The sequence below is a fragment of the Methyloceanibacter superfactus genome (genome assembly GCF_001723305.1).
Classification (GTDB): Bacteria; Pseudomonadota; Alphaproteobacteria; order Rhizobiales; family Methyloligellaceae; genus Methyloceanibacter; species Methyloceanibacter superfactus.
The window spans coordinates 113,075-136,326 of record NZ_LPWF01000029.1 but is presented as its reverse complement, the minus strand read 5'-3'; the positions used below and the strand labels follow the sequence as shown (position 1 = coordinate 136,326).

Here is a 23,252-nt window from a genome sequence, read left to right as displayed (position 1 = left end):
GTAAATTCCCGGCAGTCTCTAAGGGGTAGGGGATGCGCCGGGGCTTTCTCATCGCCGGTCTATGCTGTCTGGTCCAAGCGTTGAGCTTGGCGGCCATGGGTCCGGTACGTGCCGAGGCGGAGGCCACGCCCAACGTCGCGCCAAGTGCCGAGGCGGCTTCGCCTCCCGGCCAAGCGGGCACGCAATCCGAAACCATGGCCGGGCCAGATGCTGCGGCAACACCTGAATCCCCAGCCACAACGGAGACACCGGCCACCGAGCCACCGCCCGTGGCGGTCGCGGACGCGCCGCCGCCGCATCCGATCGTGGCGATCATCCGTGAGAAGCTCGCCAGCCCGGACATCGGCAAAGGCGCCGAAGCGGACGACGTGGCGGCGCTGCGGGATTTCTATGAAGCTTGGAACGATGCGCCCTTGTGGATCACCGAGATGGGCTTTACGGCCCGCGCGCAAGCGGCCCTGTTCGAGATCGAGAAGGCGGACGATTGGGGCCTCGAGGCGAAAGCCTTCGCCCTGCCGTCCGCCGGCGCGCTCCCTGCGAACGACGAGGCTCAAGCACAAGCCGAGATCGCGCTCGACCTCGCCATCTTGAAATATGCGCGGTTTGCGCGGGGCGGACGGTACGACCCGGCGGCCATCAGCGATCTGCTCGACCAGACCCCGCCCTTGCGGGATCCGAAGACGGTCATCGCCGAGATCGGCATGACGAGCGCGCCGGATGCCTATCTCCGCTCTCTGCATCCAAGCCACGAGCAGTTCGTGCGGTTGCGGCAGGCACTTCTCAAGGCGCGCGATGCGGAGAAAGAAGGCGCCAAGGCGAGCGCCACCGGCATCAAGCGCATCGTCATGAATATGGAGCGCTGGCGGTACATGCCCGAGTCGTTGAGCCCGATCTATGTGTGGCTCAACACGCCGGAGTTCATGCTTTACGTGGTCAAGGACGGGGAGACGATCTTCCGGGACAAGACGCTGGTCGGCACGATCGGCTATCCGACGCCGATCTTCTCAGCCGACATGAAGACAGTGGTGTTCAATCCGGATTGGGTCGCGCCGCCGTCTGTGCTGCAGGACAAGCTGCTGCCGGCGTTGCGACGAAAATACTTCAACATCCTCAAAGCCAATAAGCTGCGGGTTAGCTATCAGGGCAAGCCGGTGGATCCGACCAAGGTCGATTGGAACCGGGTCAACATTCACAGCTACACGTTCTCGCAGAAATCGGGGCCGAAGAACGTGCTCGGCAAGGCCAAGTTCCTCTATCCCAACAAGCACATCGTCTACATGCACGACACGCTGTCCTACCGGCAGAAGGTGTTCAAGGAGGAGCGTCGCGATATCGGCTATGGCTGCGTGCGCATGCAGAAGCCGCGGCAGTTCGCCGAGGTGCTGCTGGCCGAGGACCAGAAGCTGGAAGCGAGCAAGGTCAAGGAGCTGTGGGACAAGGGCGTCAATAGGGCGGTGAGCGTCGAGCAGAAGCTGCCGGTCCACACGACCTATTTCACCGCGGTGGTGGACGACGAAGGGAAGATCTCCACGTTCGGCGACCTGTACGGCATCGACCGCAAGATGGCGGTGGTGATGTTCGGCACCGCCGACGGTTTCCCGGTGCCGCCGCCGGAGCCGAAGCGGTCGTCGTCCGGGGCGGTCGCGTCCTCGGCGCCGGCCCGGAACACGGGCGGCGGCACGGGTATTTCCAGTTCGCTCGGCTTCCTCGGCGATTAGGCTCGCCGCGAGCCATTTTTCTATATTGCGCTTTTGTGAGGACGCTCACAGACTCCCGTTCCAGTCGCGGCGCCACGGCGGTATCGTCGGGCTCTGTTCTTCTCCCAGGAGGTGTCGATGCGCTCGCGTAATGTCTTGATGTTGATGGGTTTTCTCGGTGCGGCAGGGGCGAGCTTGGCGATGTCTGCGCCGGCCTATGCTGGCGTGTGCTCCGACCTGTGGGTCCAGCGCAACGCCATCTACAAGGCCAACGGCTACTGCTTCAAGACGAGCAAGGCGATCAACTATTTCGGCAATGCCGGCTGTCTCTACGACAATGCCGCCACCATGCCGATGTCCGGCGCTGACAAGAGCCGCGTGCTCGCGATCAAGAAGCGCGAGAGGCAGCTCGGCTGTCTGTGAGCGAGGCGAGCTAGCGTTCGCCGGTCTTTGTCGAGCTGGTTTCCAAACGCCGAAGAGGCTGCTATCCCGGTGTCTCTGGCGCTCCTCGAGGGCGCAGTTTTGCCCCAAGGCTAGGCCGATACTGCAATCGTCCTGTCATGGAGCCCGGGCAACACCCTACGGCCATGCTTAAGCGCCTTCTCATCGCCGGTGTGATCATCGCCCTGTTTCTCGGGGCGGTGGCCTATTTCAACCTCGTCTTCAAGCCGGCGATGATCGCCGACTTCGTGTCCAAGATGGCACCGCCGGCGGCGACCGTGACGGCCGAGCCGGCCAAGCTCGAGAGCTGGACCGACCGCGTGCATTCGATCGGCACGCTGATCGCCATCGAAGGCGTCGAGGTGGCGCCGGAAGTCGGCGGCATCGTCAGCGCCTATTATTTCGACAGCGGCGACGACGTGAAGAAGGGCCAGAAGCTGGTCCAGCTCGATATCTCGGTCGAACAGGCCGACCTCAAGAACCACAAAGCGTTGCTGCAAGAGGCTGAACTCAATCTCGAGCGGCAGGACAGTCTGGTGAAGCGGGAGGTCAGCTCCCAGGCGACGCTCGAATCCGCGACAGCCAAGCGTGACTCGGCGGTGGCGGCGGTCGAGCGGACCGAGGCGCTGATCGCGCAGAAGACCATCACCGCGCCGTTCTCCGGGCAACTTGGTCTGCGCCAAGTGGACAAGGGTCAATATGTGTCGCCGGGAACCTCGCTGGTCTGGCTCCAGGCGCTCGATCCGATCTGGATCGACTTTCCCGTGCCCGAGAGCGAGGTCGACAAGTTCAAGGTCGGCGCCAAGATCGAGCTGACCGTGGATACCTATGCAGGCCGCGTGTTCGCCGGCGAGGTCGAGGCGTTCGACGCCCGTCTCAGCAAGGAAAGCCGCACGCTCCTGGTGCGCGGGAGGCTCGCCAATCCCGATCGCAAGCTGCTGCCGGGGATGTTCGCGGAAGTCGACGTGCTCGCGCGACCCAAAGGAGCTGGTGACGGTACCGCGTACGGCGCTGACCTACAGCCTCTATGGCGACAGCGTCTGGGTGGTGAAAGAGGGAGCGCCCGAGCCTGCGCCCACCGCGGCGGCGGAAGCGGGGGCTGCCGTGGCCGCCGATGCGCCGACCGAGAGGCCAAACTCACGGTCGAGCGCCGTTTCGTGCGCGTCGGGCCGACGCAAGAAGGGCAGGTCGCTATCCTGGAAGGGGTCAAGGCCGGGGAGGTTGTGGTCACCAGCGGCCAGCTGAAATTGCAGCCCGGCGCCGCGGTCAAGATCGATAACGCCGATGCGTTGAAGCCGCCGGCGGAGCTGCCGAGGCAGTAGGCCCCATGAGCTTCACCGATCTCTTCATCAAAAGGCCGGTGCTCGCCACCGTGGTGAGCCTGCTCATCCTGCTGGTCGGCGCGCAAGCCGGCTTCAAGCTGCCCATCCGGCAATATCCCGAGCTGTCCAACACGACGATCACCGTGCTGACGACCTATCCCGGCGCCAATGCCGATCTCATTCAGGGCTTCATCACCGTGCCGATTCAGCAGGCGGTGGCCAGCACCGAAGGCATCGACACGCTGACGGCGTCCTCGACGCAGAATACGAGCACGGTCACGCTCAACCTGAAGCTCGATGCCGATCCGGACCGGGCGATGACCGACGTGTTGTCGAAGCTCGCTCAGGTGAAGAGCATTCTGCCACGCGAGGCGAACGACTCCGTCGTCACCAAGCAGACCGGCGACGGCTACGCGCTGATGTATCTTTCCTTCAACTCGGACGTGATGAACTCGTCGCAGATCAGCGACTATATCCAGCGCGTGGTGCAGCCCAGGCTGCAGACCATCAACGGCGTGGCCAACGCGCAGATGCTCGGCGGTCAGGTGTTCTCCATGCGCATCTGGCTCGACCCCGACCGCATGGCGGCGCTCGGTGTGACGCCGCTCGACGTGCGCAAGGCGCTGGCGGACAATAACTTCACGTCGGCGCCGGGACAGGTGAAGGGCGACTTCATCCAGACCAATATCGACGCCAAGACCTCGCTCAGCGATCCGGAGGCGTTCGGCCGACTCGTGGTTCTGACCCGCGGCGACTCGCTCGTCCATTTGCGGGAGATCGCCGCCATCGAGCTCGGCCCTGAGAACGCGGACTCCTCGTCGGTCTTCGACGGGCTGAAGGCCGTGTTCATCGGCGTCTACGCGACACCCACGGCGAACCCGCTCACGGTGATCACCGATGTGCGCAAAGAGTTCCCGGAGATCCAAAACGACCTGCCGCCCGGGCTCGAAGCTGCCATTGCCTACGACGCCACAAATTTCATCCGCGCGTCGTTATGGGAGGTGGTGAAGACGCTGGGCGAGGCGGCGATCATCGTCGTGGTCGTGATTTTTCTGTTCTTGGGCAATCTCCGCTCGACCATCATTCCCATCGTCACCATCCCTTTGTCGCTCGTTGGGGTGCTCGCGCTGCTGCTGGCGCTCGGCTACTCCATCAACCTGATGACGCTGCTGGCGCTTGTGCTCGCCATCGGGGTGGTCGACGACGCCATCGTCGTGGTGGAGAACATCTACCGGCATATCGAGGAGGGTAAGTCCCCATTCGATGCGGCACTGCTCGGCGCGCGCGAAATCGTCTACCCGGTCATCGCCATGACCATCACGCTGGCCGCGGTGTTCGCGCCGATCGCCTTCGTGTCGGGGCTCACGGGGGCGCTATTCCGGGAATTCGCCTTCACGCTCGCCGGTGCCGTCGTGGTGTCGGGCGTGATCGCGCTGACGCTGTCGCCGATGATGTGCTCGAAGCTGCTCAAGGCGAAACAGGCGGGCGGGCCCGGCGGACTCACGGCTTGGCTCGACCGCAGATTCGACAGTCTCAAGGGGCGCTATCAACGCCGCCTGCACGGGACGCTGAAATTCCGCCCCGTTGTCGTTCTCGTGCTGCTGGGCGTGATGGCTGCCACCGGTCTTCTCTATATGACGACCCAGCGGGAACTGGCACCGGAAGAGGATCAGGGCATCCTGTTCACCCTGGTGAAGACGCCGCAATACGCCAATCTCGATTATCTCGAGGACGCGACCCAGCAACTCTACCGCGCTTACAGCACCGTCGCGGAAAAGGAGCATGTCTTCACCATCAACGGGATGGGCGACGTGCATCAAGCTTCGCCGGCATCTTGCTCAAGCCTTGGGGCGAGCGCGACCGCAATCAGGCGCAGGTGTTGCAGGAGTTGTCGCCGCGCATCGACGCGCTGGCCACGGCGCAAGCCATCTCATTCTCGCCGCCCGCCTTGCCGGGATCGACCGGGGGGCCGCCCATTCAGTTCGTCATCACCACCACGCATGACTTCGAGCAGCTTGCCGAGGTGCTGGCGGATGTCGAAAAGTCGGCCAAGGAGAGCGGGCTTTTCATCTTCTCCGACTCCGATCTGCGGTTTCAGACGCCGCAAATCGAGTTCCATATCGACCATGATAAAGCGAACCGTCTGGGCATCAGCATGGCCGATGTAGGCAACTCGCTCGCGACCTTGCTCGGCGGCAACTACGTCAATCTGTTCGACCTCTATGGGCGCAGCTATCGCGTCATTCCGCAGGTGCCGCGCGAGTTCCGCGATACCGAGAACTGGCTGACCCGCTACCAGATCCGCACCAGCTCCGGCGATCTCGTGCAGCTATCGAATGTCGCCACGGTGACGAAGACGGTGCAGCCCAACGCGCTGACCAATTTCCAACAGCTCAACTCGGCCACGCTGACGGCGGTGCCGTTTCCGGGACGCACCGTGGGCGAGGCGATCGAGTTCCTGGAGAAGAAGGCGGCGACGAGCTTTCCGGAAGGCTTCACCTACGACTGGCAAGGCGAAAGCCGCCAGTTCGTGCAGGAGGGCAATACGCTCGTCTATACCTTCATCTTCGCGCTGGTGATCATCTATCTCGTGCTCGCGGCGCAGTATGAGAGCTTCCGCGATCCGTTCATCATCCTGATCGCGCTGCCGACGTCGATCTTCGGCGCGCTGCTGCCGATGAATCTGGGGCTCGCCAGCATCAACATCTACACGCAGATCGGTTTCGTCTGCCTGATCGGTCTGATCGCCAAGCACGGCATCCTCATGGTGGATTTCGCCAACAAGCTCCAGGAGGACGACGGCTATGCCCGGCCGACGCCATCGAGCACGCGGCCGCCATCCGCTTGCGGCCCATCCTGATGACCACGGCGGCGACGGTGGTGGCCATGGTGCGCTGCTCATCGCCAGGCGGCGCGGGCGCCGCGGCGCGGTTCAGCATCGGCGTGGTCATCGCCGCCGGCATGACCATCGGCACGCTGTTCACCCTGTTCGTGACCCCGACGATCTACACCTATCTGGCCAGAGACCACCAAAAGGCGAGGGCCAGGGGGACGGCCGCGCCCGAGCCCTCGAAAGAGGCGCTCACCGAGCTGGATGCGGCTGCCGAGGCGGGGGTTCTGTTCCCGGCCGAAGCCGAGGAAACGCAGGAGGAGACGCCTCCTGGCCCCGCGGCCGCCGAGGCCCAGTCCGGTCGAAAACCGCCAACCCCCCCTCTGCGGGCAAGAGACAGGCGCGAAAGGGCGGCGCCCGCCGGCCCCGCCGCAAGGGCCTGCCGTCGGCGGCCGAATAGGGCCGCCAAAGCGGTCTCGCTGGTTTACTCGCCCCCGGCTTGCCTCTAGAAAGCCTGAGCAAAACCGGGCCGGGGACCAATGATCAAAAAGCTTCTTATCGCCAATCGGGGGGAAATCGCCTGCCGCATTATCCGGACCGCCAAGCGGCTCGGGATCGCGACCGTTGCCGTCTATTCCGAGGCGGACCGCGACGCGCTCCACGTGGACATGGCCGACGAGGCCGTGGCCATCGGTCCGGCGGCTGCGGCGCAATCCTATCTCGTCATGGACAAGATCATCGCCGCCGCCAAGGAGACGGGCGCGGACGCCATCCATCCGGCTACGGATCCTGTCGGAGAACGCGCTTTCGCCAAGGCGCTGAAAGAGGCCGGCATCCTGTTTGTCGGGCCCAATCCCAAAGCCATCGAGGCGATGGGCGACAAGATCGAATCCAAGAAGCTCGCGGCCAAGGCCAAGGTCTCGACGGTGCCGGGCCATCTCGGCGTCATCAAGGACGCTAAGGAAGCGACGAAGATCGCCGACGAGATCGGCTATCCGGTGATGATCAAAGCCTCTGCGGGCGGCGGTGGCAAGGGCATGCGTATCGCCTATAGCCAAAAGGAGGTGGCCGAGGGCTTCACCTCGTCCCAGTCGGAAGCCAAGTCGAGCTTCGGCGACGACCGCGTGTTCATCGAGAAATATATCGAGGAGCCGCGCCACATCGAGATCCAGGTGCTTGGCGACAAGCACGGCAATGTCATCCATCTCGGCGAGCGCGAGTGCTCGATCCAGCGGCGCAATCAGAAAGTCATCGAGGAGGCGCCGAGCCCGTTCATCGACGCCAAGACGCGCGAGGCGATGGGCGCGGAAGCGGTGGCACTGGCCAAGGCGGTGCACTACGACTCCGCCGGCACGGTCGAGTTCATCGTCGACAAGGACCGCAACTTCTACTTCCTGGAGATGAATACGCGCCTCCAGGTGGAGCATCCGGTGACCGAGCTGGTGACCGGACTCGATCTCGTCGAGCAGATGCTGAAGGTCGCGTCCGGCGAGAAGCTCGCCATCAAGCAGAAGGACGTGAAGCTCACCGGCTCGGCGATCGAGTCGCGCATCTATGCCGAGGATCCGGTTCGCAACTTCATGCCGTCGACCGGACGGCTCGTGCGCTTCCGGCCGCCGGAGCTCGGCACCGTGGACGGCGTCACCACGCGGCTCGATACGGGCGTGGAGGAGGGCGGCGAGATCTCGGTCTATTACGACCCGATGATCGCCAAGCTCGTGACCCACGCGCCGAAGCGGCTCGACGCCATCAAACAAATGGGCCGCGCGCTCGACTCCTTCGCCATCGACGGTTTCCGTCACAACATCCCGTTCCTCGCCGTGATCATGCGGAACAGCCGCTGGCGAGACGGCAAGATCTCCACCAAGTTCATCGCCGAGGAGTTTCCCGACGGCTTCCATCCGCCCGTGCCGGAAGGCAAGGTGCGTGATGCCTTGGTAGCCGTCGCCGGAAGCATCGATCATCTCTCCAACAAGCGCCGCCGCCTGATCACCCAGCAGATGCACGGCGAGCCCGTGCGCTTCTGCGAGGTGCGCCTGGTCGAGCTCGGCGAGGAGCTGATCCGGGTGAGCGTCGAGGGGCGTGACTATCCCATGACCGTGACGCTGGGCGGCGAGGGGACGGGCGAGAAGGTTCGGCACATCGAGGTCAACTCGTCCTGGTGGTTCGGCGAGCCCGTTTGGGAAGGCACGATTGGTGGCGAGCAGTCGGCGGTGCAGGTGCGCCCGATCCTCAATGGGGTGATGCTCACCTCGCGAGGCGTCGAGGCGGCGGCGCGAGTCCTGACCGAGCGCGAGGGCGAGCTCATGGCCCTGATGCCGGTCAAGGAGAAGCCCGATACGTCGAAGCTTCTGCTGTGCCCGATGCCGGGTCTCGTGGTGTCGCTCGCCGTGGAGGTAGGCCAGGAGGTGGCGGCCGGCGATACGCTGTGCGTCGTCGAGGCGATGAAGATGGAGAACGTGCTCAAGGCCGAGCGCGACGGCAAGGTCTCCAAGATTCTCGCCGAGCCCGGCGACAGCCTCAATGTCGACGCGGTGATCCTCGAATTCGAGTAGCGCGCGGGCGTCATCGCGCCGGTTGGAATTCGTACTCCGTTTGGGCATGCTTGGCCGATGGCGGACACGCAGCGCACGGTGACGGTGAGGATCGAAGGTCGGGTGCAGGGCGTCTATTATCGTGCCTGGACCGAACAGACCGCCCGATCGCTGGGCCTTGACGGCTGGGTGCGCAACCGCGCGGACGGCAGCGTCGAGGCGGTGTTCTCAGGCCCCACCGATAAAGTCGACGCGATGCTCCGCGCTTGCGCCGACGGTCCGCCAGACGCCAAGGTCACGCGCGTGATGATCGCCGACGAAGGGGGCTCGGCCCCGTCCGGCTTCAAGGTGCTCGCCACGGACAACTGGTAGCCTCCTCAGAAGGTCTCCAAGAAGCTCGCGCGCAACGCTTCGTCGACGCGCGCCATGTCGGTCTCGGCGCCGAGCGCGGCAAGGCTGGTGACCGGCGTGTCCTGGAGACCGCAGGGTACGATGCCGGCGAAATGCGAAAGCTCCGGGTCGACGTTCAGGCTGACCCCATGCAGCGTCACCCAGCGGCGCACGCGCACACCGATGGACGCGATCTTCGCGCCGTCCACGAAGATGCCGACCGCGCCGGACCGCCGCTCGCCTTCGACTCCGAGCCGCGCCAGCGTGGCGATCAGCCAGGATTCGAGACCTGCGACATAGGCCCTGACGTCGCGGCCTCGGGGGGTGAGATCGACCATGACATAGGCGATACGCTGGCCGGGGCCGTGATAGGTGTAGCGCCCGCCGCGGCCGGTCTTAAACACGGGCAATCGTCCGGGCTCCAGCAGTTCGTCGTCGCTGGCGCTGGTGCCGGCGGTGTAGAGGGGCGGGTGCTCCAGCAGCCAGACGCACTCCGAGGCCGCTTCGTCGGCGATGGCGGCCGCGCGCGCATCCATGGCGGCGAGCGCCGTCTCATAGGAGACCGGCGCGGGAGCGGCGATCCATTCCAGAGGGGCAGGCCGGGTCGTCGAAGAAGCTATGGGGGCCGAAAACGTCATGGGCGATATATCCTAGAGCAAACCTTGCACCTCTGGGACAGGTTTGGTAAGGCAGCGGGCCCTAGGATTGCTTGCCTGCGGGGTGGCATATCGCCATATCCGAGGCGGAGCTTTTCCGAATTTTTTGCGGTCGTGGCGGAATTGGTAGACGCGCAGCGTTGAGGTCGCTGTGGGGTAACTCCCGTGGAAGTTCGAGTCTTCTCGACCGCACCACCTCTCTCCGGTCCCCTTCGGGGGGCCGGCGGGGATGATCCTCCCCCGATTTGGGGGACGAACTCCCTCCTTTATTTTACCGGCATAGGCATGACGCGGCTGGCCTGATATCACAGGCCGGAAGCGGGCGTGCGCGAGTCGACGAGCGCGGGTGCCGCTTGCCCAGAGTCGTGCTCTTCCAGCTCGAAGCCTACAAACCCAGCGATCGGACGGGCGATGCAGGACGCCGCAAGCGAGGTTCAACTGCGCGACGAGGACGGAGACATTCGCTCCGACTTCCTCCACGCCGTCTCGACCGCGCTCGAGGAAGGCGACGCGCCGCGGGCGCGGGCGCTCACCCTCGACCTGCACGAAGCCGATCTCGCCGATCTCATCCAGGTGCTCCGTCCCGAGGAGCGCGCGGGCCTCATCGCGACACTCGGCGAGGACTTCAAGGCGGCCGCGCTGCCCGAGCTTGACGAAGCGGTGCGCGACCAGGTCCTGGAGGACATGCCTCCGGAGCAGGTGGCCGAGGCGCTGCAACAGCTCGACTCGGACGAAGCGGTTTATCTGCTCGAGGATCTGGACAAGGAAGATCAGACCGACATTCTCGCCAAGCTGCCCTATTTCGAGCGGATCGCGCTGCAGCGGAGCCTGGAATACCCGGAAGACTCCGCCGGCCGCATCATGCAGACCGATCTCATCGCCGTGCCGCCCTTTTGGTCTGTTGGCCAGACCATCGACTATATGCGCGTGGCCCAGGATCTCCCGGACCGCTTCTATGAGATCTTCGTCGTCGATCCCGCCTATCACCTGATCGGCTCGGTGGCGCTGAACCGCCTGCTGCGGTCCCGGCGGCCGACGACGATCGAATCCATCACCCGCGAGGATATCCGCCCCATCCCCGTCGACTCCGATCAGGAGGAAGTGGCGCGCCAGTTCGAGCGCTACAATCTCACATCAGCCCCGGTGGTCGACCAGGACAAGCGCCTGGTGGGGGTCATCACCGCCGACGACGTGGTCGAGGTGGTTCAGGAGGAGGCATCGGAGGACATCCTGCGCATGGGTGGTGTCGCCGGCGAGTCCGTCAGCGACACGGTGTGGGAGACGACACGGCTCCGGTTCACCTGGCTCGCCGCCAATCTGGTGACCGCCATTTTGGCGTCCTATGTGATCAGCCTGTTCGAGGCGACCATCGAGCAGATGGTGGCACTCGCCGTGCTCATGCCGATCGTGGCCTCCATGGGCGGCAATGCCGGGACGCAGACCATGACGGTGGCAGTGCGAGCGCTGGCGACACAGGATCTCGGTCCGGTCAACGCCGTCAGGATCATCATGCGCGAATCCGCGGTCGGCCTGCTGAACGGAATCTTGTTCGCCCTTATCATGGCGGCGATTGCCTATTTCTGGTTCGGGAGCGACACGCTGGGGCTGGTGATCGGGGTCGCCATGGTGGTCAACCTGTTCGCCGCGGCGCTCGCCGGCATCCTCATTCCCCTGGGGCTCGAGGAGCTCGATCTCGATCCGGCGATTGCGTCCGGCGTGTTCGTCACCACCGTCACGGATGTCGTGGGCTTCTTCGCCTTTCTCGGACTGGCCGCATTATGGTTAGTGTAGGGGCGTAGGGGGGGCGATGTTCTTTTATCTCGCTAAGGCGGTGTGGTTCGTGCTGCAGCCGTCGACGCTGATTGCGCTGCTGATCGGCTACGGCGCTATTCTCATTTGGACCGGCTGGGCCCGTTGGGGACGCCGTTTCGTCACCATCGGCGCTATCCTGCTCCTTGTCGCCGGCCTATCGCCGCTCGGCAACGCGCTGATCGTGCCACTTGAGGACCGGTTCCCACGTGCGGATCTCGACGTGCCGCCGCCGCCCACCGGCATCATCATCCTCGGCGGCGCGGAGGACCGGCTGGTGGGTAGCGCGCGCAAGGCACCGACGCTGAACGAGGCAGGCGAGCGTCTGCTGGAGGGCGCGATCCTCGCCCACCGCTTCCCGGACGCCAAAATCGCCTTCTCCGGCGGCGATGCCGGAATCCTCTACAAGGCCGATAGCGAGGCGGAGGGCGCAGCAGCCCTTCTCACCCAGCTCGGCGTGCCCCGCGACCGGCTCATCCTCGAGTCCGATGCACGCGATACCTACGAGAACGCGGTGTTCCTCAAGAAGGAGCTGGCGGCGAAAGGGGAGCTAGACCCATCCAAGCGCTGGCTGCTGATCACCTCCGCCTATCATATGCCCCGCTCGATGGGCGCGTTCCGCGCAGCGGGCTTCACCGTCGAGCCGTGGCCGGTGGATTACCGCACCAGGGGGCCCGAGGATGCCATGCGGCCGTTCGACAAGGTCTCGGAGGGCTTGCGGCGGGTGGACGTGACGAGCCGCGAATGGGTCGGTCTCTTGGCCTATTGGATCACGGGGCGGACGGATGCGCTGTTCCCGGGGCCGGAGAAAGACTAGGCGGGCGATCCGCCTCGAGCCGGCAGCCGGCCAGCAGCCCCAAGTCGATCCACCCCCTAAGATAAGTCGCAGCGCGAAGCTCTGCCTCGTCCTCGCCGCCGAAGGTCGCCACCATCTCGCACAGCACGCCGAAGCCGACGCCCTTGGCGGCTTCGTTCCACATCATGGCCTCTTCGGCATCCAAGGGCCGGAAGCGCGCCATGAAGTCTTGCCGCCAGACCAGCAGCGCTTGCGGCTCCGGCAAGCGTGCAGGCGGCGGCGGGGCGGTCTCGGCCTTGAGCGCGGTCCATTGTTCGGTGGCGTTGGTATGAAACGTGAGGCGGATCGCCGTGGGGTGCGGCTCGAACACCAGACGCGGCCAATCCTCGCCCGGAATAGCCGCCAGGGCCTCAAGAGCAAGCGGCGCGGCATCGGGGCCGTCGAAGGCGTCGGAGAGCGCCTTTTCGAGGGCGGCGATCTCGGCCACTTCAGGATGATCGGCGAACGGCGCGGTCTTCCGGGCAAAGGCCGGAAGGTGACGCCCGAACCATCGCGCATTGCGCTGATCGGACGGGTTGGCGGCAATGTAGTCCTTCGCCAGCTTGGAGAACCCAGCGTCCCCCAGATAAGCGTGAACCTGTTCGTAGTCGGTGCTGAGAATCTCGGCGAGGCGCAGCACATAGGCGTTGCGGTAGACGCCGAACAAAATTGTGCGCTCTTCGCGGGCGCTGTCGTTGACCTCGCCCAGAATGGCGTCGTCCCCGGCGAGGATGCCGGCCTGGAAGCTCTCCTGAAGTTCCTTGAGGCTGGTCATTCGGCTGCTGTGAGTTGCGCGCCGTCCCGCACCTCACGGGCAATCTGACGTGCGATGTCGAGCTCGGCGACCACCTCGGCGAGCGGCGGAATGTTGTCGTCGCGCTCGATCATGGTCGAGATCGGCCCGAAATGGGCGACCGCCTCACGATAGAAATCCCACACCTCGGGGCACACCGGATGATCGTGGGTATCGATGATGTGACTTTCCTCGTGGCTATGACCGGCGACATGGAACTGGACGATACGGTCACGAGGCACGCCATGGAGGAAATCATCCGTGGAGAAGCCGTGGTTGAAGGAGCTCACATAGACATTGTTGACGTCGAACAGGAGCCAGCAATCGGCGCGCTTGGCGACCTCGCTGACGAACTCCCACTCGCTCATCTCCGATTGGCCGAAGGTGACGTAGCTCGACACGTTCTCCAGTGTGAGGCGACGGCCGAGAACGTCCTGCACCTGCTTCACGCGATCGACCACGTGGCCGAGAGCCTCCTCGGTGTAGGGAATCGGCAGGAGATCGTGCAGATTCACGCCGTGCACGCCGGTCCAGCAGAGATGATCGGAAATCCATTTCGGCTCGACGCGGTCGGCGAGGGTCTTCAGTGCCACGAGATATTCCGTGTCGAGGGGGGCGGTGGAGGCAATCGACATGGATACGCCATGCATCACGACCGGATAGCGCTCGCGGATCTGGTCCAGGATGCGCAGCGGCTGGCCGCCGGGAATCATGTAATTTTCCGAGATCACCTCGAACCAGTCGATGGCGGGATTGCCGCCAAGGATCTCTTCGTAATGCTGGGGCCGAAGTCCCAAGCCGAAGCCGAGATAAGGGGGCTTATGATCGGTCATGGCGCGCTCCTTCTCGCATGGGATCTTAGCTTGAGAACGGCGTTTTTGCATCGAGGCCGGCCGCCTAAAAGCGCCCGGCCCCGATGCATCGTGAGCCTTAGCTCTTGTAGGTGCCGCCCTGATTGGTGCAGTCTTCTTCGGTCATCGACAGCCAGCCCTTGCCCTTGCATGCATTGTGGCCCTTGCAGTCGTTGCTGGCACCCTTGCACGCGCCTTGGCCCTTGCAGCCGTTGACGCCGAAGCACTGACCCTTGACCGTCTCGGCCATGGCGGTACTGGCCAACGTGCCAGTAATGAGCATGGCGGCTGCCGTCATGGCGATCGTCGCGCCGGATTTGCGATTGAGCTTCATGGTCCTCTCCTTGAGATTAGTTCGGGTTCGCGTGGCGCAGGGCCACGCAGAATCTATAGCCCCCATCCCATGAGCCCTTGCGTCACGCCTGTTCAAAGCTCTGTGACAGTTCGTGCGGGCCCGTGACCGCGCGCAGGAAGTAGCAATTCGGCCCTGCATAACGCGCCATCGCCCATACCGGTGCGGAAGACGGCGGGCTATGATCGCGCCGGGAGACCGACATGAGCTACAACGACATCATTGTTTATGTGGACGGCACGGAGGCGGCCAAGGCGCGCGTCGCGTTCGCCGTGGCGCTGGCCAAGGAGCAGGATGCCCATCTCATTGGGCTCGCCTTTGCCCCGAGGGCGCTGCTGCCGCTTTACGGCGCCGATGTCGGTTTCGCCGACATGAGCGGCGTGTTGCAGGACGTGAAGGCGCAAGGTGAGGCGGCTCTGGAACGGTTCAGGCGTGCGCCGCCGCCGCGGGCGTCAGCGCCGAGGGACGGCTCATGCAAGGCATGAGCGAGGAGTTCCCGCACGACTTCGCCTATTTCGCGCGCCAGGTGGACGTGACGATTCTTGGACAGCCGCGCGACGGCGATCCTCTCGTCGGCCAATATGCGCTTGTGGAGCGATGCCTGTTCGCCTCGGGGCGCCCCGTCATCATCGTGCCGGCAGGACTGAGCGAGGTGGCGCTCGATGGCACCATCGTGGCCGCCTGGGACGCAGCGCCGAGGCCGCGCGCGCTCAATGACGCGCTCACCTTCCTCAAGCCGGCCAAGCGCGTGGTGGTGCTGGTCGGGGTTGCCGATGGCGCCGCCGAGAAGGACGCACCGCCGGTCGACTACATGATGTCTCATTTGGAGCGCCACGGCGTGTCGGTAGACGTGGTGCGGGTGCCGACGGGCGAGGGCGATGTCGGGCGCTTGCTGTTATCGCAGGCGAAATCGCTCGAGGCGGACATGATCGTCATGGGCGCGTTTCACCATTCCCGCTGGCGCGAGTTCATCCTGGGCGGAGTGACGCTCACCATGCTCGAGGAAGCAAACATCCCGCTCTTCATGGCGCACTGACATGACCGTGCATCTCGTCAAGCTCTGTGTCGGGGTCGAGACGGTCCAGGATTTGCGCGACTGGCAGGCTGAGCGGTTGCGGCGGCTGTCGCGCGAAGGCAAGACGCCGGAACTCTGCCACCGCACCTTGCAAGCACCCCGGCGGCGCGAGGACGTCCTCGACGGCGGCTCGCTCTATTGGGTCGTGAAGGGCTTCGTGATCGTGCGTCAGCGTATTGTCGCGCTCCGGGCCGACACCAAGGACGACGGCCGGGCGTGTTGCGGCATCGTGCTCGATCCCAAGCTTGTCGGGACGCGGCCGCATCCGCGCCGTGCCTTTCAGGGCTGGCGCTATTTGGAGGCGGCCGACGCGCCGCCCGACATGCGCACGCTCGAGCAGGCCGATCGCGACATGCCGCCCGGCATGCGTGAAGCGTTGCGCGAGCTTCGGCTGATCGATGGGTGAGGGTTAGCGCGCCGGAACGGGCACGTTGTCGATGAGACGGGTCTTGCCGAGATGGACAGCGGCCAGCACCCGCGCCGCCGTCACCGGGCCGTGCAGCGGCTTCAGCGTCTCGGGGTCGCGGACCGCCACGTAGTCCACACGGAAGCCTTCCGACTCGAGCTTGAAGCGGGCTGCCTCGGACGCATCGTCGGCGCCGCGCCCTTTGGCAAGATCGTCGGCGACTTGGCAAATGGTCTGATGCAGCACGGGCGCTATCGTGCGCTCCGCCGGCGAGAGATAGGCGTTGCGCGAGGAGAGCGCGAGCCCGTCCGCCTCGCGGACGATGGCGCCGCCGACGATCTCCACCGGAATATTCAGGTCGCGGACGAAGCGCTTGATAACCAGAAGCTGCTGATAGTCCTTCTCACCGAAAATGGCTTTATCCGGGGCGCATTGCAGGAGCAGCTTGGTCACCACGGTGGCGACGCCATCGAAATGGTTGGGCCGGGACGCGCCGCACAAATCCTCCGTGAGATCGCTGACGCTCACCTTGGTGGAGAAGCCCGGCGGATACATCTCGCCGGCATCCGGCGCGTAGAGGAGATCGCTGCCCGCGTCAGACAGTGCCGCCGCATCGCGAGCCTCGTCGCGCGGATAGGCGTGGAAATCCTCGCGCGGGCCGAATTGCAGCGGATTGACGAACAGCGAGGTTACAACCCGGTCGGCGAGGCTGTTGGCGAGCGTCACCAAGGAGAGATGCCCGGCGTGGATGGCGCCCATGGTCGGCACGAGCGCGACCGTCTCGCCGGCCTCGCGCCAAGCGGCGACGCGCGTGCGCAAGTCATGGACGGTTCTAACAGTGTCGATGCTTCGTGCCATCGGCGGGTCTCCAGCGGGCAGCGACCATAGCGTCTCGTAGGACGGGGCTGGAAGGTCTAAATTGGACGCATGGGCGAGCCCGAGGCCGACATCGCCGCCATGACCCAATTGCCAACGCAAGCCATCGGCGAAGCCTTGCTGGCGGACGAAGGCAGGCTGGTCGAGGCGCTGATTGCGCGCGCGCGGTTCAGCGGCGCCGAGCGGGGCCGTATCGCGGCGGTCGCAACGCGGCTCGTCGAGGCGGCGCGGGCCGGCCGGCATGAGTCCGGCGGCGTCGACTCCTTTCTCCACGAGTATGGGCTGTCGAGCGAGGAGGGCGTGCTGTTGCTCTGTCTCGCCGAGGCGCTGCTGCGCATTCCCGACGCCGCCACGGCCGATCGGCTGATCGCGGGCACCATCGGCTCAGGCGATTGGGCGCGTCATCTCGGCCAGTCCGAGTCCGTGATGGTCAACGCCTCGACCTGGGGCCTGATGCTCACGGGGCATGTGGTCGACTGGGGCGAGGGCAAAGGCAACGACCTTGCAAGTCTGGTGCAACGGCTGATCGGGAGGAGCGGCGAGCCGGTGATCCGCCAGGCGTTGCGGCAGGCCATGCGCATCCTCGGCAACCAGTTCGTGCTGGGAGAGACCATCGAGGCGGCGCTCGAGAATGCCGAGGACGACGCCGGGGAGGGCTATCGCTTTTCATTCGACATGCTGGGCGAGGCGGCGCGCACCGAGGACGACGCCCGGCGCTATACGGCACGCTACGATGCGGCGGTGACGGCCATTGCGGATTGGGCCGGCGATCCTCCGGACCGGACCGACGACGTGCTGCACCAAAGGCCCGGCCTATCGGTGAAGCTCTCGGCGCTCCACCCACGCTATCACCCGTCGCAGGAAGCGCGGTTGCAGGCGGAACTGGTGCCGCGTCTCACCGAGCTTGCCGGCGCCATGCGCGCGGCCTGGCTGCCGCTCACCATCGACGCGGAGGAGGCGGAGCGGCTCGACCTGTCGCTCGCCATGCTCGAACCCCTGTTCACCGATCCCGCGCTTGCCGGCTGGAACGGGCTCGGGCTCGCGGTTCAGGCCTATTCGAAGCGGGCACTGCCGCTGATCGATTGGCTCGCGGACGTGGCGGAGGCGACGGGGCGCCGCATCCCGGTCCGTCTGGTCAAGGGCGCCTATTGGGACAGCGAGATAAAATGGGCGCAAGAAGCGGGTCTCGCGGACTATCCGGTGTTCACGCGCAAGGTGACACGACGGGGCTATTTGGCGGCGGCGAAAGCGCTGCTGGCGCGGCCCGACTGCTTCTATCCGCAATTCGCCACCCATAATGCCCACACGATCGCGGCCGTGGCCGAGCTTGCCGGGAACCGTCCGTATGAGTTCCAGCGGCTCTACGGCATGGGGCAGGCGCTGCATCGCGAGGTGGTGCATCCGGAAGGGCTGGGAAAGCCGTGCCGTATATATGCGCCGGTCGGTGGCCATCGGGATCTGCTCGCTTACCTCGTGCGGCGACTCCTGGAAAACGGCGCCAACACCTCCTTCGTCAATCGCTTGGCGGACGACGAAGCCCCTATCACCGCCATCGTCGCCGACCCAGTCGAGAAGGCGGCGGCTCTCCGCGAGAAGGCCAACCCGTCGATCCCGCCGCCGCCGAAGCTCTTCGCCCCGGCCCGCAAGAACAGTCTCGGCCTTGCCTTATGGGAGCCGTCGATCCGCGCGCCCTTGCTCGGGGTCATGGGCGAGGCGCTGAAGGCGCCGGCCACGGCGAACCCCATCGTTTCAGGACAGGAGATCGAGACGGGGGGCGAGGTGGTCGAGATCGGATCGCCCCAGGACAACCGGATCGTCGCCGGCACCTACCGGAATGCCGATCCCGAGACCATGGACGCGGCGCTCACGGCGGCGAAAGCGGCGTGCGAGGCTTGGGACCGGACAGGCGGCGTGAAGCGGGCGGAGGCGCTCGAGCGGGCTGCGGATTTGTTCGAGGCGGATCGCGCGCGGTTGATGGCGCTCATGGTGCGGGAGGCGGGCAAGACGCTCGTCAGCGCGCAAGCCGAACTCAGAGAGGCGGTGGACTTCCTTCGCTACTACGCGGCGGAAGCCCGTGCCAAGTTTGAGATGCCACGGGTGCTCGTTGGCCCCACCGGCGAGCGAAACGAGATTGCTTTGCACGGGCGCGGCGTGTTCGCGGCCATCTCGCCGTGGAACTTCCCGCTCGCCATCTTCACCGGCCAGATTGCCGGTGCGCTGGCCGCCGGCAATGCGGTGGTGGCGAAGCCGGCCGAGCAGACACCGCTGACGGCTGCCCATGCGGTGCGGCTGCTGCATCGGGCGGCATTCCGGGTGACCTGCTGCATCTCTTGCCCGGACGCGGCGCGGTCACCGGCGCCGCGTTGGTCGCCGATCCGCGCGGACGGCGTCGTCTTCACCGGCGGCACCGACACCGGCCTTGCCATCAACCGGGCGCTCGCCGCCCGCGACGGGCCGATCGCCAAGCTGATCGCCGAGACCGGCGGCTCAAACGCCATGATCGTGGACTCCTCGGCTCTGCCCGAGCAGGTGGTTGACGATGCGCTCGCCTCCGCCTTCGACAGCGCCGGGCAGCGCTGCTCGGCGCTCCGCGTGCTGTTCCTGCAAGAGGACATCGCCGACGGTACGCTGGAGATGCTGATCGGCGCGGCGCGGGAGCTCAGCGTCGGCGATCCGTTCGACTACGCGATCGATATCGGCCCCGTGATCGATGCGGAGGCCAAGACGATGCTGGAAGCCCATAAGGCCAAGATGCGGGGGCAGCACCGTGAGCTGCTCGACTTGCCCTTGAGCGAACGCCATGCCGCCGGCAGCTTCGTGACCCCCGCCATCTATGAGATCCCCGACATCGCCGTGCTGGAGAAAGAAGTGTTCGGGCCAATCCTGCATGTGGTCCGCTTCGACGGGGAGCGGCTGGGCGATGTCTGCGAAGCCATCAACCGGATGGGCTACGGCCTGACCCTCGGTCTGCACAGCCGGATCAAGGCGACGGCCGACTTCGTGGCGGCGCGGGTCAAGGTCGGCAATTTCTACGTCAACCGGAACCAAATCGGCGCCGTGGTGGGCGTGCAGCCCTTCGGCGGCGAGGGGCTGTCGGGCACCGGGCCCAAGGCCGGCGCCCCCCGCTATACGGAAGCCTTTGCCGTGGAGCGCGTGCGCACGACGGACCTCACGGCATCGGGCGGCAATGCGAGCCTGCTCGCGGCCGGCGGCGACGAGTAGCGGCGAACAGGGTGGCATTGTCGGGGGCCGGTTAAGGGTCCATCTATAGGGGGAGACTAGATTTGCCGTGGAGTTTGAGCGGCATGACGGAGACCGGTTCCGGTAGAGCTTAAAGATGTCCGAGCCCAAATCAGCGGAGCGAAAGGCTCCAGCGAAGACGGCGAGCGGCGAGATGGCCCGCAAGCCGGCCTCCAGCGCGGAAGTCGATGCGTTCCTGAAGCAGGTGCGTACGCTTCAGCCGGCGGCTTCCGGGCGCGGGCGGCTGATCTTCGCGATGGACGCCACCATGAGCCGTCAGCCCTCCTGGGATCTCGCGTTGACGCTCCAGAGCGAGATGTTTCGCGCAGTGAAAGAGGTGGGTGGCCTCGACGTGCAACTCGTCTATTTCCGTGGCTTCAACGAATGTCAGACCAGCCGCTGGGTCGGCGATCCGGACGCGCTCGCGCGCCTGATGCGCCAGGTTCATTGCGAAGGCGGCCACACGCAGATCCGCAAGGTTCTGACCCATGCACGCAGCGAGACCCAGAAGACGAAAGTGAACGCGCTCGTCTATGTGGGCGATTGCATGGAGGAGAATATCGACGATCTCAGTCAACTCGCGGGCGAGCTCGGGCTCGTCGGCGTGCCGGTGTTCCTGTTCCAGGAAGGCCACGATTCCCGCGCCGCCCGTGCCTTCAAGGAGATCGCGCGGCTGTCGCGCGGCGCTTATTGCCGGTTCGATGCGGGCTCCTCGGCCCAGCTGCGCGAGTTGCTGACCGCGGTGGCCGTCTATGCCAGCGGCGGCCGCAAGGCTCTGCAACATCTCAGCGACGAGACGCGAAGCGGCGCGGCGGTGCGCCTGCTCGAGCAGCTCGGCTGATGGGCGGCTGACATGGTCTATTTCCTCGCCGGCTGCGCACTCCTCGTGCTGATCGTCCTCGGCGCACGGCTCGTGACGAGCCTCGATGCGCGAAAGCTCGCCGTGGTCTTGCGGAAAGGCGGCGGCGTCGCCGCGTTGGCGGCAGCGGGCTTCCTGGTCATCCGCGGCGCACTGCCCCTGGCCATTCCCCTGGCCGCCTTCGGCCTGGCGCTCGTCGGCGGGCGCGGTCTCGGCGGCATTCTCGGGTCGTCACAGAAGTCGCCGGGGCAGACGTCGCAAGTGGGTACCGAGCGGCTCGAAATGCAGCTCGATCACGACACCGGCCAAATGGACGGCAGGTGCCTGGTGGGACGGTTCGCCGGCCGCACCCTGTCATCCCTCAGCGATCGGGAGGCGGTCGAGCTCTACCAGGAGTTCGAGATGGACGGGCTGAAAGAGGCCGCGCTCATGGAGCTTATCTCGACTGGCGCTTGGCCGGATGGCGCGACAGAGCTGAGGACGAGGACGGCGCCGCCAGGGCGAGACGTGGCCGCGCGCGGGCCAAGGGCGGCATGACCGCGGAAGAGGCCCGGGCCGTGCTCGAGGTCGGACCCGAGGCGTCCGATGAGGACATCAGACAAGCCCACCGGCGGCTGATGATGAAGATGCATCCCGACCAGGGCGGCTCCACCTATCTCGCGGCGCGGATCAACGAAGCCAAGGAAGTGCTGCTGGGCGGCTAGACCGGCCCGGGGCATGTGACGGTCTATTCGGCCGCCATGGCGATGCAGTCGAGCGACATGCGCTTCAGGGCCGCGCAGGCCGACTGTGAATCGGACTTGGAGAAGCCGGCGAAGCGCGCGCGATACCATTCCGTGCTGCCCTTGGTGAAGGTGGCGACGAAGGGAATGTGCCCGTCGAGCACCGAGGCGCCCGTTGGCGAACCATGCCGAGGCGGTTCTGGGCATCGGATAGCGAGGTGTAGGCGCGACCTGGACATGGAACTGTCCCATCGGCTGCGTGGATCTGGCGGCGTTGCGGGGCGCCGGGCGGTTGGGCGACAGGCTCGCCGGGACGCTGTCTCCCGGACCGCTGGCGTCGCCTTCTTCCTGTGGCCCGCCGAGAAGCATGGACGGGGTCGCAGCGGCGAGGGCGAAAGCGGGTTTCCTGGAGGGCGGCGGCGGGGAAGACGAGCCCATGAGGGAGGCGATCAGCGAGCTTGCCGAGGACTTCCCGCTCGAGCCTTGGCCCAGTGCTGGTCGAAGAGCGCGCGCATGGCGGCATCGCGTTGAGCGCCAGTGCGGCCGCCGAGGACCACGCCGACCAGATGTTTGTCGCCGCGCTTCACCGAGGCGGTCAGGTTGAAGCCGCTGGCCCGCGTGTAGCCGGTCTTGATGCCGTCGGTGCCCTTGTAGCCGAACAACAGCCGATTGTGGTTGCGGTACTTGCGGCCCTTGTAGGTGAAGTAGCGGGTTTCGAAGTGCCCGTAATATTCCGGATAATCCTTCATCACGTGGGTGGCGAGAATGGCCATGTCCCGCGCCGTGGTCAGCTGCTCGTCGTTGGGCAGGCCCGACGCATTGCGGAAGGTGGTGTTCTTCATGCCGAGGTTGCGCGCCGTCTGGGTCATCATCCGGGCGAAGTTCTCCTCGGTGCCCCCGAGATTTTCGGCGATGGTGGCGGCGGCGTCGTTGGCCGACTTGGTCACCAGGGCCTTGATGGCGTCAACGACCTTGATGGTCGAGCCGGGCTTCAGGCCGAGCTTGGTGGGCGACTGGCTCGCCGCGTGGGCGGAGACCTTAAGGTCGGTGTCGTAAGTGACCTTCCCGGCGCGCAAATAGGCGAACAGGATGTAAAGCGTCATGATCTTGGTGAGCGATGCCGGCGAGCGGAGGGCATCGGGCGCCTGTGTGTAGAGGACGCTGCCGGAGTTCATGTCGACGATGATGGCTGCCTTGACGGCGCTCGCGGCGGCGGCCTGGTTTATAGGCGTGAGCACCGCTCCAAGGCTGAGCAACAGCACAAGCTTAAGGCAGACGAACCGGCGCAACGGCGCCCATACTCGAACTCTAAGGACTTCCACGAACACTCGAAGGCGTGAGCCTCCCCCCGTTTGACGACCTTCCCCCGCGCATTTCCTATGCGCGCCCGACCTTCTGGCCCGCGCCGACCGCGCCGTCCGCGGGGAGCCAGGGTGGTGAATGGAGCAGGCTAAAATCTGGCTATTGCCAAAGCGTTAAGCGAAGGTTTTGTGCAGTGCAAAAATTTGCCATTGACGTTTTTTGTGCATTGCATATATATGCTTTCGCGTTCGCAGCAATTCTC

General features: G+C 65.4%; 21 protein-coding genes, 1 tRNA gene and 1 pseudogene. 16 read left to right on the top strand and 7 right to left on the bottom strand.

The annotated features are described in order from the left end of the window. Nucleotides 1-32: 32 nt before the first annotated feature. The 6 genes and pseudogenes from AUC69_RS12200 (at nucleotide 33) to AUC69_RS12165 (ending at nucleotide 9,196) form a co-directional block, all read left to right on the top strand. On the top strand, nucleotides 33-1,718 hold the full coding sequence (locus AUC69_RS12200) for a L,D-transpeptidase scaffold domain-containing protein (protein WP_069442387.1): 1,686 nt from the start codon (nucleotides 33-35) through the stop codon (nucleotides 1,716-1,718). 117 nt (nucleotides 1,719-1,835) lie between these two features. Beyond that, nucleotides 1,836-2,120, top strand: coding sequence for a YARHG domain-containing protein (locus AUC69_RS12195; RefSeq protein WP_083239397.1), 285 nt, complete (start codon nucleotides 1,836-1,838; stop codon nucleotides 2,118-2,120). A gap of 164 nt (nucleotides 2,121-2,284) precedes the next feature. After that, entirely contained in the window at nucleotides 2,285-3,460 is a 1,176-nt protein-coding gene (locus tag AUC69_RS12190; protein WP_069442386.1) for an efflux RND transporter periplasmic adaptor subunit, read from the top strand. Between the two features lie 5 nt (nucleotides 3,461-3,465). Beyond that, a pseudogene (locus tag AUC69_RS19775) lies at nucleotides 3,466-6,553 on the top strand (efflux RND transporter permease subunit); the annotation flags it as partial. A gap of 276 nt (nucleotides 6,554-6,829) precedes the next feature. Beyond that, nucleotides 6,830-8,845, top strand: coding sequence for an acetyl-CoA carboxylase biotin carboxylase subunit (locus tag AUC69_RS12170; protein ID WP_069442382.1), 2,016 nt, complete (start codon nucleotides 6,830-6,832; stop codon nucleotides 8,843-8,845). A 57-nt stretch (nucleotides 8,846-8,902) separates the two neighbouring features. Next, nucleotides 8,903-9,196, top strand: coding sequence for an acylphosphatase (locus tag AUC69_RS12165; RefSeq protein ID WP_069442381.1), 294 nt, complete (start codon nucleotides 8,903-8,905; stop codon nucleotides 9,194-9,196). Nucleotides 9,197-9,201: 5 nt separating this feature from the next. Here the strand turns inward: AUC69_RS12165 and lipB are convergent, their stop codons facing one another. Continuing rightward, nucleotides 9,202-9,852, bottom strand: coding sequence for a lipoyl(octanoyl) transferase LipB (gene lipB, locus AUC69_RS12160; protein WP_069442380.1), 651 nt, complete (start codon nucleotides 9,850-9,852; stop codon nucleotides 9,202-9,204). Nucleotides 9,853-9,978: 126 nt separating this feature from the next. On the opposite strand from lipB, the gene AUC69_RS12155 reads away from it, so the two are divergent. From AUC69_RS12155 to AUC69_RS12145, 3 genes are all read left to right on the top strand, one after another. Next, nucleotides 9,979-10,065, top strand: a tRNA-Leu gene (locus tag AUC69_RS12155). 216 nt (nucleotides 10,066-10,281) lie between these two features. Then, nucleotides 10,282-11,661, top strand: coding sequence for a magnesium transporter (gene mgtE / locus AUC69_RS12150; RefSeq protein ID WP_069442379.1), 1,380 nt, complete (start codon nucleotides 10,282-10,284; stop codon nucleotides 11,659-11,661). Between the two features lie 16 nt (nucleotides 11,662-11,677). Further along, the gene (locus tag AUC69_RS12145) at nucleotides 11,678-12,496 is read left to right on the top strand and encodes a YdcF family protein (protein ID WP_069442378.1); all 819 of its coding nucleotides are present in this window, start codon (nucleotides 11,678-11,680) and stop codon (nucleotides 12,494-12,496) included. On the opposite strand, the gene AUC69_RS12140 is transcribed toward AUC69_RS12145, so the two are convergent. The 3 genes from AUC69_RS12140 to bufA2 all read right to left on the bottom strand — a co-directional run bounded on the left by AUC69_RS12140 (nucleotide 12,450) and on the right by bufA2 (nucleotide 14,492). Next, a complete protein-coding gene (locus tag AUC69_RS12140) occupies nucleotides 12,450-13,289 on the bottom strand; it encodes an HvfC/BufC N-terminal domain-containing protein (RefSeq protein ID WP_069442377.1) in 840 nt (279 codons plus the stop codon). The genes AUC69_RS12145 and AUC69_RS12140 overlap by 47 nt on opposite strands. Further along, a complete protein-coding gene (gene bufB / locus AUC69_RS12135; protein ID WP_069442376.1) occupies nucleotides 13,286-14,140 on the bottom strand; it encodes an MNIO family bufferin maturase in 855 nt (284 codons plus the stop codon). The genes AUC69_RS12140 and bufB overlap by 4 nt, the downstream gene beginning before the upstream one ends. Before the next feature lie 97 nt (nucleotides 14,141-14,237). Next, a complete protein-coding gene (gene bufA2 / locus AUC69_RS12130; protein ID WP_069442375.1) occupies nucleotides 14,238-14,492 on the bottom strand; it encodes a BufA2 family periplasmic bufferin-type metallophore in 255 nt (84 codons plus the stop codon). Between the two features lie 221 nt (nucleotides 14,493-14,713). Between bufA2 and AUC69_RS12125 the strand changes: the two genes are divergently transcribed. From AUC69_RS12125 to AUC69_RS12115, 3 genes are read left to right on the top strand one after another with little or no spacing between them, the layout of a single operon-like run. Continuing rightward, a complete protein-coding gene (locus tag AUC69_RS12125; protein WP_069442374.1) occupies nucleotides 14,714-14,995 on the top strand; it encodes an adenine nucleotide alpha hydrolase family protein in 282 nt (93 codons plus the stop codon). Further along, nucleotides 14,983-15,546 carry a universal stress protein gene (locus AUC69_RS12120; RefSeq protein WP_083239395.1) on the top strand — a complete coding sequence of 188 codons (564 nt, stop codon included), beginning with the start codon at nucleotides 14,983-14,985 and terminating at the stop codon, nucleotides 15,544-15,546. The genes AUC69_RS12125 and AUC69_RS12120 overlap by 13 nt, the downstream gene beginning before the upstream one ends. 1 nt (nucleotide 15,547) lies before the next feature. Continuing rightward, entirely contained in the window at nucleotides 15,548-15,991 is a 444-nt protein-coding gene (locus tag AUC69_RS12115) for a DUF1489 family protein (RefSeq protein ID WP_069442372.1), read from the top strand. 3 nt (nucleotides 15,992-15,994) lie between these two features. On the opposite strand, the gene panC is transcribed toward AUC69_RS12115, so the two are convergent. Next, nucleotides 15,995-16,849 (bottom strand): pantoate--beta-alanine ligase, encoded by an 855-nt coding sequence (panC, locus tag AUC69_RS12110; RefSeq protein WP_069442371.1) that lies wholly within the window; start codon nucleotides 16,847-16,849, stop codon nucleotides 15,995-15,997. A 69-nt stretch (nucleotides 16,850-16,918) separates the two neighbouring features. On the opposite strand from panC, the gene putA reads away from it, so the two are divergent. From putA to AUC69_RS16500, 4 genes are all read left to right on the top strand, one after another. Continuing rightward, nucleotides 16,919-20,089 (top strand): bifunctional proline dehydrogenase/L-glutamate gamma-semialdehyde dehydrogenase PutA, encoded by a 3,171-nt coding sequence (putA, locus tag AUC69_RS12105; RefSeq protein ID WP_244500239.1) that lies wholly within the window; start codon nucleotides 16,919-16,921, stop codon nucleotides 20,087-20,089. A gap of 115 nt (nucleotides 20,090-20,204) precedes the next feature. Next, entirely contained in the window at nucleotides 20,205-20,948 is a 744-nt protein-coding gene (locus AUC69_RS12100) for a vWA domain-containing protein (RefSeq protein ID WP_069442370.1), read from the top strand. Nucleotides 20,949-20,960: 12 nt separating this feature from the next. Next, entirely contained in the window at nucleotides 20,961-21,503 is a 543-nt protein-coding gene (locus AUC69_RS12095; RefSeq protein ID WP_083239394.1) for a hypothetical protein, read from the top strand. Then, nucleotides 21,500-21,670 carry a DnaJ domain-containing protein gene (locus AUC69_RS16500; protein WP_083239393.1) on the top strand — a complete coding sequence of 57 codons (171 nt, stop codon included), beginning with the start codon at nucleotides 21,500-21,502 and terminating at the stop codon, nucleotides 21,668-21,670. Before AUC69_RS12095 ends, AUC69_RS16500 begins: the two co-directional genes overlap by 4 nt. 23 nt (nucleotides 21,671-21,693) lie before the next feature. Here AUC69_RS16500 and AUC69_RS17110 read toward each other — a convergent pair whose 3' ends face one another. Both AUC69_RS17110 and AUC69_RS16495 read right to left on the bottom strand, forming a co-directional pair. Next, nucleotides 21,694-21,852, bottom strand: a complete 159-nt coding sequence (locus tag AUC69_RS17110; RefSeq protein ID WP_141700761.1) for an SPOR domain-containing protein — start codon at nucleotides 21,850-21,852, stop codon at nucleotides 21,694-21,696. A gap of 285 nt (nucleotides 21,853-22,137) precedes the next feature. Then, a complete protein-coding gene (locus tag AUC69_RS16495; protein WP_244500238.1) occupies nucleotides 22,138-23,010 on the bottom strand; it encodes a D-alanyl-D-alanine carboxypeptidase family protein in 873 nt (290 codons plus the stop codon). Between the last annotated feature and the right edge of the window lie 242 nt (nucleotides 23,011-23,252).

Excerpts from the sequence above, each read along its gene's own strand:
- AUC69_RS12120 (WP_083239395.1), top strand. The coding sequence starts at position 14,983 with ATGCAAGGCATGAGCGAGGAGTTCCCGCACGACTTCGCCTATTTCGCG.
- mgtE (WP_069442379.1), top strand. The coding sequence starts at position 10,282 with ATGCAGGACGCCGCAAGCGAGGTTCAACTGCGCGACGAGGACGGAGAC.
- AUC69_RS12190 (WP_069442386.1), top strand. The coding sequence starts at position 2,285 with ATGCTTAAGCGCCTTCTCATCGCCGGTGTGATCATCGCCCTGTTTCTC.
- AUC69_RS12095 (WP_083239394.1), top strand. The coding sequence starts at position 20,961 with ATGGTCTATTTCCTCGCCGGCTGCGCACTCCTCGTGCTGATCGTCCTC.
- bufB (WP_069442376.1), bottom strand. The coding sequence starts at position 14,140 with ATGACCGATCATAAGCCCCCTTATCTCGGCTTCGGCTTGGGACTTCGG.
- lipB (WP_069442380.1), bottom strand. The coding sequence starts at position 9,852 with ATGACGTTTTCGGCCCCCATAGCTTCTTCGACGACCCGGCCTGCCCCT.
- putA (WP_244500239.1), top strand. The coding sequence starts at position 16,919 with ATGGGCGAGCCCGAGGCCGACATCGCCGCCATGACCCAATTGCCAACG.
- AUC69_RS12170 (WP_069442382.1), top strand. The coding sequence starts at position 6,830 with ATGATCAAAAAGCTTCTTATCGCCAATCGGGGGGAAATCGCCTGCCGC.
- AUC69_RS12115 (WP_069442372.1), top strand. The coding sequence starts at position 15,548 with ATGACCGTGCATCTCGTCAAGCTCTGTGTCGGGGTCGAGACGGTCCAG.
- AUC69_RS12100 (WP_069442370.1), top strand. The coding sequence starts at position 20,205 with ATGTCCGAGCCCAAATCAGCGGAGCGAAAGGCTCCAGCGAAGACGGCG.
- AUC69_RS12165 (WP_069442381.1), top strand. The coding sequence starts at position 8,903 with ATGGCGGACACGCAGCGCACGGTGACGGTGAGGATCGAAGGTCGGGTG.
- panC (WP_069442371.1), bottom strand. The coding sequence starts at position 16,849 with ATGGCACGAAGCATCGACACTGTTAGAACCGTCCATGACTTGCGCACG.
- AUC69_RS12145 (WP_069442378.1), top strand. The coding sequence starts at position 11,678 with ATGTTCTTTTATCTCGCTAAGGCGGTGTGGTTCGTGCTGCAGCCGTCG.
- AUC69_RS12195 (WP_083239397.1), top strand. The coding sequence starts at position 1,836 with ATGCGCTCGCGTAATGTCTTGATGTTGATGGGTTTTCTCGGTGCGGCA.
- AUC69_RS12200 (WP_069442387.1), top strand. The coding sequence starts at position 33 with ATGCGCCGGGGCTTTCTCATCGCCGGTCTATGCTGTCTGGTCCAAGCG.
- AUC69_RS12140 (WP_069442377.1), bottom strand. The coding sequence starts at position 13,289 with ATGACCAGCCTCAAGGAACTTCAGGAGAGCTTCCAGGCCGGCATCCTC.
- bufA2 (WP_069442375.1), bottom strand. The coding sequence starts at position 14,492 with ATGAAGCTCAATCGCAAATCCGGCGCGACGATCGCCATGACGGCAGCC.
- AUC69_RS12125 (WP_069442374.1), top strand. The coding sequence starts at position 14,714 with ATGAGCTACAACGACATCATTGTTTATGTGGACGGCACGGAGGCGGCC.
- AUC69_RS16500 (WP_083239393.1), top strand. The coding sequence starts at position 21,500 with ATGACCGCGGAAGAGGCCCGGGCCGTGCTCGAGGTCGGACCCGAGGCG.